The organism is Streptomyces sp. TRM49041, assembly GCF_008271805.1.
Classification (GTDB): Bacteria; Actinomycetota; Actinomycetes; order Streptomycetales; family Streptomycetaceae; genus Streptomyces.
On record NZ_VSRY01000063.1, the window covers coordinates 61,289 to 77,623 of the forward strand.

At 72.6% G+C, this 16,335-nt stretch carries 16 protein-coding genes; 6 read left to right on the top strand and 10 right to left on the bottom strand.

Annotation, left to right across the window (positions count from 1 at the left end; translation table 11 throughout):
• Window positions 1-62 precede the first annotated feature (62 nt).
• A complete protein-coding gene (locus FVS66_RS04095; RefSeq protein WP_149179621.1) occupies window positions 63-1,349 on the top strand; it encodes an MFS transporter in 1,287 nt (428 codons plus the stop codon).
• Window positions 1,350-1,359: 10 nt separating this feature from the next.
• Here the strand turns inward: FVS66_RS04095 and FVS66_RS04100 are convergent, their stop codons facing one another.
• The 6 genes from FVS66_RS04100 to FVS66_RS04125 all read right to left on the bottom strand — a co-directional run bounded on the left by FVS66_RS04100 (window position 1,360) and on the right by FVS66_RS04125 (window position 8,848).
• Window positions 1,360-1,656: a hypothetical protein gene (locus tag FVS66_RS04100; protein WP_149179587.1), complete on the bottom strand. Its 297-nt coding sequence runs from the start codon at window positions 1,654-1,656 to the stop codon at window positions 1,360-1,362.
• A 67-nt stretch (window positions 1,657-1,723) separates the two neighbouring features.
• Entirely contained in the window at window positions 1,724-2,704 is a 981-nt protein-coding gene (locus tag FVS66_RS04105) for a TerC family protein (RefSeq protein WP_149179588.1), read from the bottom strand.
• Between the two features lie 172 nt (window positions 2,705-2,876).
• Window positions 2,877-4,907: a TerD family protein gene (locus FVS66_RS04110; RefSeq protein WP_149179589.1), complete on the bottom strand. Its 2,031-nt coding sequence runs from the start codon at window positions 4,905-4,907 to the stop codon at window positions 2,877-2,879.
• 91 nt (window positions 4,908-4,998) lie between these two features.
• A complete protein-coding gene (locus FVS66_RS04115; protein WP_149179590.1) occupies window positions 4,999-5,577 on the bottom strand; it encodes a TerD family protein in 579 nt (192 codons plus the stop codon).
• A 168-nt stretch (window positions 5,578-5,745) separates the two neighbouring features.
• Window positions 5,746-7,872 (bottom strand): excinuclease ABC subunit UvrB, encoded by a 2,127-nt coding sequence (uvrB, locus tag FVS66_RS04120; protein WP_149179591.1) that lies wholly within the window; start codon window positions 7,870-7,872, stop codon window positions 5,746-5,748.
• A 40-nt stretch (window positions 7,873-7,912) separates the two neighbouring features.
• Entirely contained in the window at window positions 7,913-8,848 is a 936-nt protein-coding gene (locus FVS66_RS04125; RefSeq protein WP_149179592.1) for an MHYT domain-containing protein, read from the bottom strand.
• 140 nt (window positions 8,849-8,988) lie between these two features.
• Between FVS66_RS04125 and FVS66_RS04130 the strand changes: the two genes are divergently transcribed.
• Entirely contained in the window at window positions 8,989-9,543 is a 555-nt protein-coding gene (locus FVS66_RS04130) for a methylated-DNA--[protein]-cysteine S-methyltransferase (RefSeq protein ID WP_149179593.1), read from the top strand.
• A 27-nt stretch (window positions 9,544-9,570) separates the two neighbouring features.
• Here the strand turns inward: FVS66_RS04130 and FVS66_RS04135 are convergent, their stop codons facing one another.
• Complete coding sequence (locus FVS66_RS04135) at window positions 9,571-10,362, bottom strand: class I SAM-dependent methyltransferase (protein ID WP_149179594.1); 792 nt, start codon at window positions 10,360-10,362, stop codon at window positions 9,571-9,573.
• A 66-nt stretch (window positions 10,363-10,428) separates the two neighbouring features.
• Here FVS66_RS04135 and FVS66_RS04140 point away from each other — a divergent pair, with 66 nt between their 5' ends.
• On the top strand, window positions 10,429-11,361 hold the full coding sequence (locus tag FVS66_RS04140) for a pseudouridine-5'-phosphate glycosidase (protein ID WP_149179595.1): 933 nt from the start codon (window positions 10,429-10,431) through the stop codon (window positions 11,359-11,361).
• Window positions 11,358-12,257 carry a PfkB family carbohydrate kinase gene (locus FVS66_RS04145; RefSeq protein ID WP_149179596.1) on the top strand — a complete coding sequence of 300 codons (900 nt, stop codon included), beginning with the start codon at window positions 11,358-11,360 and terminating at the stop codon, window positions 12,255-12,257. Before FVS66_RS04140 ends, FVS66_RS04145 begins: the two co-directional genes overlap by 4 nt.
• Window positions 12,258-12,263: 6 nt before the next feature.
• Here FVS66_RS04145 and FVS66_RS04150 read toward each other — a convergent pair whose 3' ends face one another.
• Window positions 12,264-12,896, bottom strand: a complete 633-nt coding sequence (locus FVS66_RS04150; RefSeq protein WP_149179597.1) for a uridine kinase — start codon at window positions 12,894-12,896, stop codon at window positions 12,264-12,266.
• Between the two features lie 120 nt (window positions 12,897-13,016).
• Window positions 13,017-13,694 (bottom strand): helix-turn-helix domain-containing protein, encoded by a 678-nt coding sequence (locus FVS66_RS04155; protein ID WP_149179598.1) that lies wholly within the window; start codon window positions 13,692-13,694, stop codon window positions 13,017-13,019.
• 84 nt (window positions 13,695-13,778) lie between these two features.
• Here FVS66_RS04155 and FVS66_RS04160 point away from each other — a divergent pair, with 84 nt between their 5' ends.
• Together FVS66_RS04160 and FVS66_RS04165 are read left to right on the top strand one after the other, a co-directional pair.
• Window positions 13,779-14,990, top strand: coding sequence for a pyridoxal phosphate-dependent aminotransferase (locus FVS66_RS04160; RefSeq protein ID WP_149179599.1), 1,212 nt, complete (start codon window positions 13,779-13,781; stop codon window positions 14,988-14,990).
• Between the two features lie 93 nt (window positions 14,991-15,083).
• Window positions 15,084-15,743: a DUF2293 domain-containing protein gene (locus tag FVS66_RS04165; protein WP_262386801.1), complete on the top strand. Its 660-nt coding sequence runs from the start codon at window positions 15,084-15,086 to the stop codon at window positions 15,741-15,743.
• A 96-nt stretch (window positions 15,744-15,839) separates the two neighbouring features.
• On the opposite strand, the gene FVS66_RS04170 is transcribed toward FVS66_RS04165, so the two are convergent.
• Window positions 15,840-16,307, bottom strand: a complete 468-nt coding sequence (locus FVS66_RS04170; protein ID WP_316248163.1) for a hypothetical protein — start codon at window positions 16,305-16,307, stop codon at window positions 15,840-15,842.
• Window positions 16,308-16,335: the final 28 nt, after the last annotated feature.

Below are 16,335 nucleotides of genomic sequence, written 5' to 3' on the forward strand. Positions count from 1 at the left end.
CCACGAAAACGACGAGCCGGCCGTCCAGCGAGCCGTCCGACGGCTCCTCCGGCGGTCCCTCCATGGTGCGGCTCGCCGCCGCGTCACTCGCCGGGACGGCCATCGAGTTCTACGACTTCTTCGTCTACGGGACCGCCGCCGCGCTGGTCCTCGGACCGCTGTTCTTCCCGACGTTCTCACCGGTCGCGGGCACGCTCGCGGCGTTCGGGACCTTCGCCGTGGGCTTCCTCTCCCGGCCGCTCGGCTCCGTCCTCTTCGGCCATGTCGGCGACCGGTACGGGCGGCGGCCGGTGCTCTTCGCCTCGCTGGGCCTCACGGGGGCCGCGACGGTCGCGGTGGGCTGCGTCCCGTCGTACGCGACCCTGGGCGTGGCCGCGCCGGCGCTGCTGCTGGTGCTGCGATTCCTGCAGGGCCTGGGGCTGGGCGGCGAGTGGGGCGGGGCGGTGCTGCTGACGGCGGAGCACGCCCCGGAGCGGCGCCGGGCCCTGTGGGCGAGCTTTCCGCAGATCGGGCCGTCGGTGGGCTTCCTGCTGGCCAACGGGGTGATGCTGGCCCTGTCGGCGGGGCTGAGCGACGCCGCGTTCCGGGAGTGGGGGTGGCGGGTGCCGTTCTGGGCGGCGGGGCTGCTCGCGCTGGGTGGGCTGCTGCTCCGTACGTCGCTGGCGGAGACCCCGCAGTTCCGGGAGCTCGCGGAGGCCGGGACGCGGGCGAGCTCCCCGCTGATGGAGGTGGCTCGCGGGCACTGGCGGCTGGTGCTGCTGACCGCGGGGGCGCTGGCCGTCGGGTACGCCGTGTTCTACGCGGTGTCCACATGGGCGCTGGCGTACGGCACCGAGCGGCTCGGGGTGAGCCGTACGGCGATGCTCGGGTGCTTGATGGCCGCGGTGGCCGTGAAGGGCGCGCTGACGCCGTTCACGGCGATGCTGGGCGACCGGTACGGGCGGCGCCCGATGTGCCTGGCGGGGTGCGCGGCGTCCGCCCTGTGGATGTTCCCGATGGTGGCGCTGCTGCACACCGCCCGGCCGGCGCTGATGTTCCTGGGGATCCTGGGGGCGCTGCTGGCGTTCATCACGATGTTCGCGGTCGTCGCCGCCTATCTGCCGGAGCTGTACGAGCCGCGGGTGCGGTGCACGGGTGCGGCCGTGGGCTACAACCTGGCGGGCGTGCTGGGCGGGGCGCTGACGCCGATGGTGGCGACGGCGGCGTCGGCGGGGAGCGGGCCGCCCTGGGGTGTGGCTGCGTACCTCTCCGGGATCGCGCTGCTGAGTCTGGGCTGTTTCGCGCTGCTGCCGGAAACCCTGCCCGCGCCGGTGGCCCCGCGGGAGGCGGCGGAGCCCGCGGCCGTCTGACGTGCGGGGCTCAGCCTGCGAAGTCTTCCAGCACGTCGCAGTTGACGAACTTCGTCGGCCGGGTGCACAGGGCACCCAGCCGTCCGGCCATCTCGGACGTGCGCGGGTCCTCGCTGTTGCGCATGGCGTCGTCGTACGAGTTGAAGGTGACGACGACGTAGTAGCGGTCGGGGTTGTCGCGGTCCTTCAGGAGCACGCTGCCGACGGGGCTGTAGTCGCGGCGCTCCGACTCGTCCCACTCGGCCATGACGGCGCGCATCTCGTCCATGCGCTCGGTCTCGAAGTCGACGATCTGGATGAACTTCATGGCGTCCACGCAAACACCGGCCCGATCGCCCGGCAACCGGGCCGGTGTCGCGGCTACGCCGGGTGGGTCAGACGTCCGTGGACTCCTTCTCGCGCTCCTCGGCGGCGGTCTGCCGCCGGGAGGCGATGAGGCTGGTGATCGTCGTGACGACCAGCACGCCGCAGATGACCGACAGCGAGAGCGGGATCGAGATCTCGGGGACGGGCACCCCGGACTCGTGCAGGGCGTGGAGCACCAGCTTGACGCCGATGAAGCCGAGGATCACCGACAGGCCGTAGCTGAGGTGGACGAGCTTCCGCAGCAGTCCGCCGATGAGGAAGTACAGCTGCCGCAGCCCCATCAGTGCGAAGGCGTTCGCGGTGAACACGATGTAGGGGTCCTGGGTAAGGCCGAAGATCGCGGGGATGGAGTCCAGGGCGAACAGCACGTCCGTGGTGCCGATGGCGAGCATGACGACCATCAGCGGCGTCAGCACCCGCTTGCCGTTGTTCCGGATGAAGAGCTTGGTGCCGTGGTAGCGGTCGGCGACGCCGAAGCGCTTCTCGACGGACTTGAGGAGGCGGTTCTCCTCGTACTCCTCGTCGGGCTCGTCGGAGGACGCCTCCTTGATGAGCTTCCAGGCGGTGTAGATCAGGAACGCGCCGAAGATATAGAAGACCCACGAGAAGCTCGCGATGATCGCGGCACCGGCGGCGATGAAGATCGCCCGCAGGACGAGTGCGATGAGCACGCCGACGAGCAGTACCCGCTGCTGGAGGTGGGAGGGCACGGCGAACTTCGCCATGATCAGAACGAAGACGAAGAGGTTGTCGACGCTCAGCGACTTCTCGGTGATGAAGCCGGCGAAGAACTCTCCGGACGCCTTGGTCTCACCCATGAAGAGCAGGACGAGGCCGAAGAGGACGGCGAGGACGATCCAGACGGTCGTCCAGATCCCGGCTTCCTTGATCGATACGTCGTGGGGCTTGCGCCCGATGAGGAAGTCGACCGCGATCAGGACGAGAAGAGCGAGCACGGTCGTCGCCCACATGGTCAAAGAAACGTCCACTGCGCCTCCGGCGTCGTACGGCTACTGATCAGCGTCGTCGCTGCCGGAGGTCTCTTCCACTCGGACGTCCCTCCGGGCAAAGGAACGTACACGAAATCCCAAGAGAAGGTAAAGTCAAAGGCAAGGGAAGCTCAAGTCCCCTGGTGATGACGGGTCTACGGGCCGGGGCGGCTCAGCGGTGCCAGCTGCGGCGCGCCTCCGCGACCCGTGTCAGCACCTGATGGAGCACCTGACTGTTGTGCGGCACCCGCGGCGGCTCGTACGTCCACGCGTGGCCCACCCACGGGTCGGCCAGGTGGTCGTCGGGTACGGGTGTGAGGCGCAGCAGCGAGCGCCACAGCGGGTCCAGGACCGGACCGTACTCGGCGGCGTCCTCCCGGTCGGCGACCATCATCAGATGCACGCCCACCGTGGGACCCTCGTCGGCGAGGTAGCGCAACTGCGTGACGGCGCGGTCGTCGAAGCCGTGCGGGAAGTCGTTGACGATGAGCAGCTGCTCGGCCGTGTCCAGGTCCGGCGGCAGCGCCTCCGCCCCGGCACCGCCCCGGACCGCCATCTGGACCAGGTCGACGCGCTGGGTCAGCCGCGCCAGGACGGTGGCCACTCCCCCGGGCCCGGTCGCCGGGGGCGACGCCAGGGCGCCCGAGTCGGTGAGCGGCGCGAACGCGTCGGCGCCCGCCCCCGCGGGGTCGATGACGTGGACGGTGAAGTCGCCGGGCGGATAGACGGCGAGAAGGCGTGCGGCGTGCGCGACGGCGGTGTCGAGGGCCAGCCTGCGCAGCTGGGTCTGGTCCATGAAGAGGGCATCCTGTGAGCCGTCGCGACCGGAGTCGATCCACAGGCCGCGCTCCAGGGGCAGCCGGACGAGCATCGGGATGCTCAGCTCGGGCCGCTCGGGGAGGTGGAGGTCGCCCAGGCGCAGCGCCATCGGGGTCTCCATGGGGACGCGGTAGGCGTGCCAGACGGGGTTGTCCCAGCGGGCGAAGGCGGGCGGGAACGCGGGCTCGACGACGTCGGACTCGGCGGCGAGCTGGGCGAGATCGCGGTCGAGGGCCTCCTGGGCGCGGTCGGTGAGCTCCTGGCACTTGGCCCGGGCGGCCGCACGGGCGGCGTCCCCGGCGGCGCCGATGCGGCTGCGCGGGTCGGACAGCACGCGGTCGAGCTCCTGCTCCATGCGGGACTCCGCGAAGTCGACGGCGCCGCGGTAGGCGGCGGCCGCGCGGGCCAGGTCCTCGAACATGCCCCAGACCTGGTTGTAGAGGCGCTCCTCCATGGACCAGCCGGTGGCGTCCCCGGCAACCGGCGTGGCGGGCTCGCCGGGCCGCGCGGGCGGCGCCGTCGGGGGCGGCGGCGGGGGCGCGGCGGACTGGCGGCGGGGGTGCGTGTAGTCGATGGGGCCACCATCGGTCGTGGGCGTGGCGGGCGTGGTGGGCACGCCGGTCGGGGGCGGCTGCGCGGCGGGCGTGTGCTGCGGCTGCGGCTGGGGCTGCGTGGGCGGCGGTGTCCGGGGCGGCTGCGCGGTGCGGGACGGGTCGGTCGGCGTCGGCTGGGTGGGCGGCGTCGGGGTGGTGGCCTGGGCGAGCGGGGCGGTGCTGTGGCGGATTCGGTCGCCCTCCGGCGTACGGGGCGGGGGCGCGGCGACCGAGCGGTCCACGCCGCGCGCCACGGCGTCCTGGATGGCCGCCGCGAGCTGGGCGGAGCCGTCCAGGCCCTGGTCGTGGAGCATCGCGGCGAGCCCGCCCGCGTACCCCTGGCCGACGGCACGGACCTTCCAGACACCCTGGCGGCGGTAGAGCTCCAGGGCGGTGACGGCGGACTCGGTGTCCAGGCCGGTGATGGTGTAGGTGGCGACCTCGGTGCCGTCGAGCCCGGTGACCGCGACGAACGGCGCGGCGACGGCGCCGAACCGGTCGGGGCCGCCGATGCCGGCCGGGAGGGCGAGCAGGACGGTCACCCGGTGGACGGTGCCGGGCAGGGCCTCCAGGTCCACGGCGAGCCGGTGCCGCGCGGCCGCCTGCCGGGACACCTCGACGCCGGGCAGACAGGGCGCACCCGGGTGTGCGACCCACTCGGCGCCGGTCACCCTGCCGTCGGCGCCGGCGAGCGTGGCGCCGGCCGCCAGTGGCACGCCGGACGACACCCGGATCTCAAGTCGGGTGTCGGGCAGCGGATGGTTCTGCCCCCGGACCAGCTCGGCGGTCATCGCCTGTCGTCCCCTCGATAGATGCGGATGCGGGGCAGCTCCCGGCGGCCTGGTGCCTCCGGGAGCTGCTGTTCGTGCGGTTACGGGCCGGCTACAGGTGCGGCAGGATCGCCGGCATCAGGTCCTGGAACGTACGGCCGTTGGCCGGGGTGCCGAGGGCCGTCATCGACCAGGAGCTGCCGGAGCGGTGCACCTTGGCCATGATCTGCGCGGTGTACTGGCCACCGCCGTTCAGGGTGTAGCGGGCGAGCTCCTGGCCGTTCGTCTCGTCCACGAGGCGGCAGAAGGCGTTCTGGACCTCCTGGAACGTCTGGCCGGTGAACGAGTTCACCGTGAAGACGATCTGGTCGATGTGGACCGGGATCCGCTGGAGGTCCACGAGGATCGCCTCGTCGTCCCCGCCCTGTCCCGCGCCGCCCACGAGGTTGTCACCGGTGTGCCGGACGGAGCCGTCGTCGCTGACCAGGTGGCGGAAGAAGACCACGTCGACCGGCTGCTTGTCGGCGAAGAGCACCGCCGAGGCGTCGAGGTCGATCTCGCGGGTGCGCGAGCCGAAAAGGCCGCGGCGCGGTGCCGCCTGCCAGCCGAGCCCCATCCGCACCGCGGTCAGGGTCCCCCCGTCGCTCTTCTGCAGGCTGATGGCCTGACCCTTGGTCAAATTGACCGACACGCGCTGTCCCCTCTCTGTAGCGTTCCCCGCGGCCGCCCGTGGTGGGGTGCGGTTCCTCATCACCCTACGCAGGGGCGCGGCACCCGGATCAGGGAACGTTCCACTTTGTATCGGTGTTGCAACACAGCGGTCGCGGCGGCTCCGCCGCGACCGCCGCGGGACGCCTCATCAGGCGATTCCCGCCTCCTTCATCTGGCGCAGCTCCTTCTTCAACTCGCTCACCTCGTCGCGCAGCCGGGCGGCGACCTCGAACTGGAGCTCGGCCGCGGCGGCCCGCATCCGCTCGGTCATCTCCTCGATGATCCCGGTGAGCTCGGCGGCGGGGCGGTCGCTGGTCAGCGCCCCCTTGCCGCCGGTCCTGGCCGCCTTGGCCGTGCCGGCGCCCAGTGACGGCACGAGGGCCTTGGCCTTGCCGTCCTTCGTCTGCCGGTAGCCGGTGCCGAGGAGCTGCTCGGTGTCGACCTCCTCGCGCGCGATGGTGGCGACGATGTCGTTGATCTTCTTGCGGAGCGGCTGCGGGTCGATGCCGTTGGCCGTGTTGTACGCGACCTGCTTCTCACGACGGCGGTTGGTCTCGTCGATGGCCTGTGCCATCGCCGGGGTGACGGTGTCCGCGTACATGTGGACCTGGCCGGAGACATTGCGCGCCGCCCGGCCGATGGTCTGGATGAGGGAGGTGCCGGAGCGCAGGAAGCCCTGCTTGTCGGCGTCGAGGATGGCGACGAGGGACACCTCGGGCAGGTCGAGGCCCTCTCGGAGCAGGTTGATGCCGACCAGGACGTCGTACTCGCCGGCCCGCAGCTCGCGCAGGAGCTCTACGCGGCGGAGCGTGTCCACGTCGCTGTGCAGATAGCGGACCTGGATGCCCAGTTCGAGGAAGTAGTCGGTGAGGTCCTCGGCCATCTTCTTGGTGAGCGTGGTGACCAGGACGCGCTCGTCGCGCTCGGTCCGGAGCCGGATCTCGTGGACCAGGTCGTCGATCTGGCCCTCGGTGGGCTTGACGACGACCTCCGGGTCGACGAGGCCGGTGGGGCGGATGATCTGCTCGACGAAGCCGTCGGAGCGGGACAGCTCGTACTGTCCGGGCGTGGCCGACAGGTAGACGGTCTGGCCGATGCGCTCCTGGAACTCCTCCCATTTCAGGGGACGGTTGTCGAGCGCGGAGGGCAGCCGGAACCCGTGGTCGACGAGGGTCCGCTTACGCGACGCGTCGCCCTCGTACATGGCGCCGATCTGCGGCACGGTGACATGGGACTCGTCGATGACGAGGAGGAAGTCCTCGGGGAAGTAGTCCAGGAGCGTGTTCGGCGGGGAGCCGGGCTCGCGGTCGTCGAAGTGCATCGAGTAGTTCTCGATGCCGGAGCAGGAGCCGATCTGGCGCATCATCTCGATGTCGTACGTGGTGCGCATGCGCAGCCGCTGTGCCTCGAGCAGCTTGCCCTGCTTCTCCAGGTCGGCGAGGCGCTGCTCCAGCTCGCGCTCGATGCCGTCGACTGCGCGCTCCATGCGCTCGGGGCCCGCCACGTAGTGGCTGGCGGGGAAGACGTACAGCTCCCGGTCGTCGCTGATGACCTCACCGGTGAGCGGGTGGAGCGTGGAGAGCGCCTCGATCTCGTCGCCGAACATCTCGATGCGGACGGCGAGCTCCTCGTAGACCGGGAAGATCTCGATCGTGTCGCCGCGCACCCGGAACGTGCCTCGGGCGAACGCCAGGTCGTTGCGTGTGTACTGGATGTCGACGAAGCGGCGCAGCAGCTCGTCCCGGTCCAGCTCGTCGCCGACCTTGAGCTGCACCATCCGGTCGACGTACTCCTGGGGCGTGCCCAGGCCGTAGATGCAGGAGACGGAGGCGACCACGACCACGTCCCGGCGGGTGAGCAGGGAGTTCGTGGCGGAGTGGCGGAGGCGCTCCACCTCCTCGTTGATCGAGGAGTCCTTCTCGATGTAGGTGTCCGACTGCGGGACGTACGCCTCCGGCTGGTAGTAGTCGTAGTACGACACGAAGTACTCGACCGCGTTGTTCGGCAGCAGCTCGCGGAACTCGTTGGCCAGCTGGGCGGCCAGTGTCTTGTTCGGCGCCATGACGAGCGTGGGGCGCTGGAGCTTCTCGATCATCCAGGCCGTGGTCGCCGACTTGCCGGTGCCGGTCGCGCCGAGCAGGACGACATCCTTCTCACCTGCGCGGATGCGCCGCTCAAGGTCAGCGATGGCCGTCGGCTGGTCACCGCTGGGCTGGTACGGGCTGACGACCTCGAAGGGCGCCACCGAGCGTTCGATCTGGGATACGGGCCGCATGAGACCACCGTACGACCCGGCACTGACAGTCGGGTGCCGATCAGCGGTCGAAGCCCCGCTCACGCTGGCGCGGGGCGGGGATGCCGGGCAGGTGGGCGCGTGGGTCTGCGGGGTGGCGGCCGTCCCGGTCGCCACTGACCAGCGTCGGCGCGAACAGCACGACGATCCCGGCGAGCAGCAGGAACGCGGCCGGCCCGACGAGCATCGGAGCGAGCATGGAGGCGGCCGTGCCGCCGCTGTCCGACACCGCCGTGTCCAGCGCGCCCACGGTGTCGACGCCCCCGGCACCCACCGTGTCGACACTCCCGGCACCGACGGCGCCGAGGGCGTCGAAGGCGTCGAGGGGGCCGGCGGCGACGGCGGTGTCGTCGGAGTGCAGATGTACGCTGACGGCGGCCATGCCCGTGTAGTGCATGCCGGTCACCGCGAGGCCCATGCCGAGGCTGGCGCCCACGCTGGGCAGGAGCCCGTGGACCGAGACGGCCGCCCACAGCGCCGAGGTGGCGGCCACGACCGCGATCACCACGGAGAGGGCCACGGTGGCGGTGTCGTACTCGAGCCGGCCTTCGAGGCGCATGCCCGCCATGCCCAGGTAGTGCATGGTGGCGATGCCGAGGCCGGTGATGGTGCCGCCGGTGATCAGGGCCATCCAGGTCCGGCCGCGCATCCCGACGATGAAGATCCCGACACCGACCATCAGGATCGCGACGGCGAGGCTCGCGAAGGTGACCGGCCGGTCGTAGTCGACGGGCACCTCCTCGATCCTGAAGCCCATCATGGCGATGAAGTGCATGGTCCATATGCCGGTGCCGATGGCGGTGGCGCCGAGGGCCAGCCACCCGGGGTGGAAGGTGCCGGGCGTGCGCAGGGATCTGGTCGTGCAGCGCAGACCGAGCGCCGCGCCCAGGCAGGCCATGAGATAGGCCACCACCGGCGTGACGAGACCGTGGCTGAATCCGTCGACTGTGCCCTGCATACCCGTAGCGCCCTTCCCCCTCGTCGCTCCGCCGCGAACCTGACCGTGGAGGGTAGTCGACCGGAGAGGAGCCCGCTCTGCCGGGCGGGGTGGGGAGTGAGCCCGGCGGCGTTGTCGGTGGCGGCGCGTACGGTGACGGCATGGACAGCTGCGTACAGGGCGAGGGGCGGACCGTCGAGTGGGCCGTCGTCGGCAGCGGCATCGGCCCGCTGCTGCTGGCGGCCACCGCCGAGGGGCTGGTCAATGTGGTCTTTCACGCCGACGAGAAGGTGCGGGGCGCGGCGCCGGCCCGGCTGGCGGAGCGGCTCGGCGCGGAGCCCGTCGAGACCGCGTCGGGACGGCTCGCCGAGCCGATACGCATGCTGGACGCCTACTTCGCGGGGCGGCTGCGGAAGTTCCCACAGGCCCTTGACTGGTCGCTGACGAGCGGGTTCAACCGGCAGGTGCTGCGCGAGCTGGCGTCCGGCGTGCCGTACGGGACGCTCGTCGGGTACGGGGAGCTGGCGGCCCGCGTGGGGCAGCCCGGCGCCGCCCAGGCGGTGGGCGCGGCCATGGGCGCCAACCCGCTGCCGGTCGTCGTGCCCTGTCACCGGGTGGTGGAGGCGGACGGCGGGCTCGGGGGCTTCGGCGGCGGTCTGGAGACCAAGCGGCGGCTGCTGGTGCTGGAGGGGGTGCTTCCGGAGCCGCTGTTCTGACGGTCGCCGGGCTCCGCCGCCATGGCGTCAGCGGCGGGCGGTCAGCATGGGCTGGAAGAAGCCTGTGTGCTCGGGGTCCTGCCAGTCGACGGAGTGGAAGCCGGCCTCCATGGCCAGCTCGGCCAGCTGCCGCCGGGAGAGCGCCCAGTAGGTGGCTCTGCGCACGGTGGTCGCCCAGTGGTCCGGTGCCGGGGCCGCGCCCTCGTCGGTGTCCGGGCGCAGCTGGAAGAGCTCCAGGTCGTACCGCTCCCCGTCGTCGTGCCAGTGCCACAGCTGGAACGTGATGGTCCGCCCCTCCGGGCCGGTACGGACGGCGGGCGGGGTGGCCAGGGGACGTTCGCGACGCAGCTCGTCGTACGGGCGGGTGGTGACGAGCAGCAGTCCGCCGGGCCGCAGGACGCGGTACGTCTCCGCCAGGGCGGTGCGTACGTCCTCCGGGGTGAGCAGGTGCGGCAGGGAGTTGTCGGCGCACACGACGACGTCGAAGGCGCCGTCGCGCAGCGGCAGGGCCCGCATGTCGGCGGCCGCGGCGGCGAGTTCGAGCCCGCGAGCGGCGGCCTCGTGGGCCGCCCTGGCGGCGGCGACCGGGCTGAGGTCGGTGCCGGTGACGCGGTGGCCGCGGGCGGCGAGCCCGAGCGCCTGGGTGCCGATGCCGCACGCGCAGTCCAGCACGTCGTACGTGCCCGGGCCCAGCGCGCGTGTGACGCGGTCGTCCAGGGCGATGCCCTGCCGGGCGACGCTCGCTTCCCAGTCCGCGTAGAGCAGGTCGTAGTCGGCGGCCAGGTCGTCGTAGAAGTACCGGGCTGTGGGTGTCCGCATGGGGTGCAGCGTACGAGGAGGAGGTGGTGAGGTTTGGGCGCGCGGTCGGCGCGCCAGGGATGGGTCATGCCTGAGACCGCAGTGGTGTTGTCGGAAGAGGTACGGGAGGCGCTGGCCGCGCGCCGGCCGGTGGTCGCCCTGGAGTCGACGATCATCGCGCACGGGCTGCCGCGCCCGCGCAATCTGGCCGTCGCCGAGGAGCTGGAAGCACTCGTACGCTCCGGAGGCGCCGTCCCCGCGACGGTCGCCGTGCTGGACGGGGTGCCCCGGGTGGGCCTGGACAAGGCGCAGATGGAGCGGGTGGCGGGTGATACCGGCGTGCGGAAGCTGGGTCACCGCGACCTCGCCCCGGCGGTGGCGGCGGGCGCGAGCGGGGCGACGACGGTGTCGGCGACGGCGTTCCTGGCGGCGCGGGCGGGCATCCGGGTGTTCGCGACCGGTGGGCTCGGCGGGGTGCACCGGGAGTGGGCGGAGACACAGGACGAGTCGGCAGATCTGCGCCTGCTGGCCGGGACGCGGGTGACGGTGGTGTGCGCGGGCGTCAAGTCGATCCTGGACGTGCCGGCCACGCTGCAGCGGCTGGAGACGCTGGGCGTGGGCGTCGTCGGGTACGGGACGGATCGTTTCTCCGGGTTCTATCTGTCGTCGTCGGGCGAGCCGGTCGACTGGACGGTGGGGTCTCCGGCCGCGGTGGCGGCGGTGATGCGGGCCCAGGACGCGCTGGGCGGCCCCGAGGCGGCGCTGATCGTCGCGAATCCGGTGCCGGAGGGCGAGCAGCTGGACCCGGCGCTGCACGACCGTGTGCTGGCGGAGGGCCTGACGGAGTGCCGGGAGCGGGGGATCGTCGGCCAGGCGGTGACCCCGTTCCTCCTGGAGTATCTGATGCGGCGTACTGACGGGGCGTCGCTGGAGGCCAACCTGGCGGCGGTGCGGGGAAATGTGCGGCTGGCGGCCCGGATCGCGGCCGCGTGGACGGGCGGCGGGAGCGCGGCGGAGTGAGCGCCCTGCTGGTGGTGGGGGACGTGGTCACCGATGTGGTGGCCCTGCACGGCAAGCCGCTCGCCCCCGGCACGGACACGGCCGCCCGGATCCGCACGCTGCCGGGCGGCGCGGGCGCGAACGCCGCGTGCTGGGCCGCGCGTTCGGGGTGCGCGGACGTACGCGTCCTCGCGTGTGTGGGGGCCGACGCGGAGCGGGTGGCCTGGCACGAGGCCGCGCTGCGCAGGGCCGGGGTGCGCCCGCTGCTCGTCCGGGACCCGGAGGCGGCGACGGGGACGGTCGTGGCGCTGGTCGACGGGCAGGCGGGCGCCGAGCGTACTTTCCTCACCGACAGCGGCGCCGTACTGCGGCTCTCCCCCGCCGACTGGTCGCCGCGGCTGCTGGACGGGGTGGCCCGTCTGCATCTGTCGGGCTACCTGTTCTTCGCGGACACCAGCCGGGAGACCGCGACGCTCGCCCTGGCCGCGGCCCGGGAGCGGGGCGTGCCGGTGAGCGTGGACCCGGCGTCGGCGGGCTTCATCACCGAGCTGGGCGTCCCCCGCTTCCTGGCGGCCGTGGCCGGCGTGGAGACCCTCCTCCCGAACGCCGACGAGGCCACGCTCCTGACCGGCCTGCGCACGCCCGAGAAGGCGGCCGCCGCCCTGAGCGAGCGCCACCCCGTGGTCGCGGTCACCCTGGGCACGGAGGGCGCCCTGGTGGCGGAGGGCGGCAAGGTGACGGCCCGGGTGCCGGCGCCCGGGGTGCGCCGGGTGGTGGACACGACGGGTGCGGGCGACGCCTTCACGGGCGGCTTCCTGGCCGCCCGCCTGGCGGGTGCGACCCCGACGGAGGCGGCGGCAGCGGGCTGCCGGTCGGCCGCGGAGGCGATCACGGTGCCGGGCGGCCGCCCGGCGTAGCGGGACTCATGGAAGCCCCGTCCAGGCGGGGTGACGCGGATCGTCGGCGCGTACGACGACGTCGGCGGTTTCCGCGGGCGCGACCTCGTCCTCGTACCGCTCGAACGCGGGCAGCGTCCAGCTGTCGGGCGTGCGCCGGGCGAGGGCGGCCCGGGACAGCCGCAGATGCACGGTAAGGTCGAACGGGAACCAGTGCCCCAGCAGGAACGGCCCGTGCAGCAGCAGTACGCCGCCGGGCGCCAGCTCCCGGTACGGGCTGCGCGTCGCGCGGTCGGCGGCCGGGTCCCACAGGTCGGGCAGCACACGGCCGCTGCCGCCGGGCTCCAGCGGCCCGAACACCTCCCGCCACAGGGCGCCGGTGTCGAACCACCCGCTGTAGTACGTCTCGGGGTCCTCCTTCCCGAACTCGTACCGCAGCGACGCCGGCCGCAGGAAGCCTGACGTACCGATGCTCAGCACGTCCCGCCCGCGCAGCCGCAGCTCCTCCGCCACAGCGTCGGCCAGGTCCCCCGGCCGGGCCACGGGCGGCCCGTCGACGGCGACCTTCGGCCAGGGCCCGCCGTCGTGCGGCCGCAGCCCGTCCACGTGTGTGGCGAGCTTGTCGGTGAGGCGTTCCCAGCTGATCGGTTCGAGTCGCACGACCCCATCCTGCCAAGCCCGCTCCCCCTCCCGCTCCCCCTCCTTCTCCGAGCCCGCGTCGGGTCTCGGCCTACGCGTGGCGTGCCGCGCCCGGCACCCGACGCCCGGCGTCGCTCGTCGTCACCCCCGGGCGGTCTCACCCCTGAGCGCGGCCGCCAAGGGGCTCTCCCCCGCCACCTCGACGCGGCCCGCCTTCACGCCGGCCGTGAGCGAGAGTTCGCCGCGGCCGATCGCCGCGCACGTCGAGGCGTCCAGGCGGAGTCGGGTGTCCGGGGCGTCGGCGGGGCCGTCCCCGTACGCGACGCCGTCCCGGTCGTCGTCGCCCCCGAGCCGGAGGTGGAAGACGCCCTCGTCGACGCGGACTTCCACGACTCCCGGCTCACCCGCCGCCTCCAGCGCGTCGAGCAGGGGGATGGCGAACCAGTGGGCGCGCACGGCGTCCGTGGGCCGTGGCGCGTCGAGTGCGGGGGCACCCCAGTGGGCGAGGGCGCGCAGCACGGGCAGCAGCTCGCGACCGCGGTCGGTGAGGTCGTATACATACGCCGACGACGGGGGCGGGATGCGGCGGCGGGTGGCGAGGCCGTCGCGCTCCATGTCCTTCAGGCGTGAGGCGAGCATGTCCGTGCTGACGCCCGGCAGGTCGGCGTGCAGATCGGTGTAGCGGCGGGGGCCGGCGAGGAGTTCACGGACGATCAGCAGGGTCCAGCGGTCGCCCACGGCGTCGAGGGCGCGGGCGGCGGCACAGTACTGGTCGTAGCTCCGGCGGCGGTCGGCGGAACGCGGGCTCGGACGTGGCATGCGACGCAGTCTAGACGGCTTGTTGGACTTTCCAAGCTCAAACTTGGTAAAACCAAGCATCACCGTTTCCGGGGAGGTCGCCGTATGGAGTTCCGGCAGTCGAGCAAGCTCAGCGAGGTCTGCTACGAGATCCGGGGCCCGGTGATCGAACAGGCGAACGCCCTGGAGGAGGCGGGTCACAGCGTCCTGCGGCTCAACACCGGCAACCCTGCCCTCTTCGGGTTCGAGGCGCCGGAGGAGATCCTTCAGGACATGATCCGGATGCTGCCGCGGGCCCACGGCTACACCGACTCGCGCGGCATCCTCTCCGCACGGCGCGCCGTCGCGCAGCGCTACCAGGCCATGGGGCTCACCGGGGTCGGCGTCGACGACGTCTTCCTCGGCAACGGCGTCTCCGAGCTGGTCTCCATGGCCGTCCAGGCGCTCGTCGAGGACGGCGACGAAGTCCTCATCCCGGCCCCCGACTTCCCGCTGTGGACCGCCGTGACGACCCTCGCCGGCGGACGCCCCGTGCACTACCTGTGCGACGAGTCGTCCGACTGGTACCCGGATCTCGACGACATGGCCGCGAAGATCACCGACCGCACCAGGGCCGTCGTCATCATCAACCCCAACAACCCCACGGGCGCCGTCTATCCGCGGGAGGTGGTCGAGGGCATCCTCGATCTGGCCCGCCGCCACCAGCTGATGGTGTTCGCCGACGAGATCTACGACCAGATCGTCTACGACGACGCCGTCCACCACCCGGCCGGCTCCCTCGCCCCCGACCTGGTCGTCCTCACCTTCGGCGGGCTGTCCAAGACGTACCGCGTGGCCGGTTTCCGCTCCGGCTGGCTGGTCGTCAGCGGCCCTCGGCAGCACGCCCGCAACTACCTGGAGGGGCTCACCATGCTCGCCTCCATGCGGCTGTGCCCCAACGCCCCGGCCCAGTACGCCATCCAGGCCGCGCTCGGCGGACGCCAGTCCATCAAGGAACTGACCGCCCCGGGCGGCCGACTGTACGAGCAGCGCGACCGGGCCTGGGAGAAGCTCAACGAGATCCCGGGTGTCTCGTGCGTAAGGCCGCGCGGCGCGCTGTACGCGTTCCCGCGCCTGGACCCGAAGGTGCACGCGATCCACGACGACGAGAAGTTCGTCCTGGACCTGCTGCTGCGCGAGAAGATCCAGGTCGTACAGGGAACCGGCTTCAACTGGCCGCGCCCCGACCACTTCCGCATCCTGACCCTGCCCTACGCCGACGACCTGGACGCGGCGATCAGCCGGATCGGGCGGTTCCTCAGCGGCTATCGGCAGTAGCGGGCCTGTCGGCGGCGGGCCTGTTTGGGGGCGGTCGCCGGGCGGGGAGAACCTCACCGACATACGGGCTTCCCGGGGGGGTTGTGAGGCGCAGTGCCACGAGACCCGATCGTGGTGGTCGAGCCGCTCCGGCCGCGCACGCACTGCGCCGAGTGCCGCCGGGGGCCGCTGCGGCGGATGGTCCTGGAGTTCTCGGCGCCGCTCTGCCTGGACTGCGCGGATCTTGGCCATCTGGTCTATCTGCCGCGCGGCGACGCGGCGCTCACCCGGCGCGCCCGGGAGGCCGGTGAGCTGTGGGCCGTGGTCGTACGGCACAACAAGCACCGTACGCGGTACGAGCGCCAGGGCATCCTCGTCGAGGAGGCCGCCCTGGCCCGTGCGGAGGCCGCCTGCCTGGCCGACGCCGAGGCCCGGGTCCGCCGCCGGGCCAGGGACGCGGAGCGCCGCGCCGCTCTGGACGCCCGGTTCACGGCCACGCTGGCGGAGGAGATACGGCGTCTGTTCCCGGGGTGCCCGGCCGAGCGGGCCGCCGAGATCGCCGCGCACACCGGGGAGCGCGGCAGCGGGCGCGTGGGGCGTACGGCGGCGGGGCGTGCGCTGGACGAGGGCGCGGTCACGGCGGCGGTACGGGCGTCGGTGCGGCACCGCGACACCGCGTACGACGCACTGCTGGTGAGCGGGGTCCCCCGCCGCCAGGCGCGCATCCGGGTGGCACCGGCCGTCGAGGCGGTGCTGGCGTCCTGGCGGCGGTGAACGGGCGCCCCCCGTCATGGCTTCCTGCCTTCCGGAGACGTTCACGGGCACTCGCCCGCACCGGGGTCAACACCCATGAAGAACCCCTCGGTGGCCTCAGCCGCCCTGTCCACTGCCCGGGTTCAGACTGCCGATGGAACCGGCCTGGATCACCATGCCGTGCTGCACTCCTCCGCTGATCGTGTTGTGGGTCTCGACGGTCTGCCGGGTAATGGTGGGCGACCCCTGGTCCAACTCGTCGAGCAGTGCACGCAGCTCGGCGGCCGCTTCCGGGTCGTTGCGCAGGGCGCGGCGCAGTCTGTTCTTCCACTCGGCGTGCGCGCCGGTCCGGGCCTCGGCGGTCGCGTCGTCGTCACCGGACTCCGCCGCGGCGGCCAGTTCACCCCGCGCCTCGTCCAGCTCCTCACCGATCACCTCGGGGTCGCCGCCGGAGCGGCGGGCGAAGAAGGCGGTGACCCGGCCTCTGACCTGTTCCCACGCCTCGCCGGCCATCTGCTGGACGAGGGCCGTCGCCCCCGCCGACGCCAGCGCCACCAACTCCGCTTCCACCAGGCCCCCTTGCACCAGATCGACGGTATGCCGGACAGCGTAC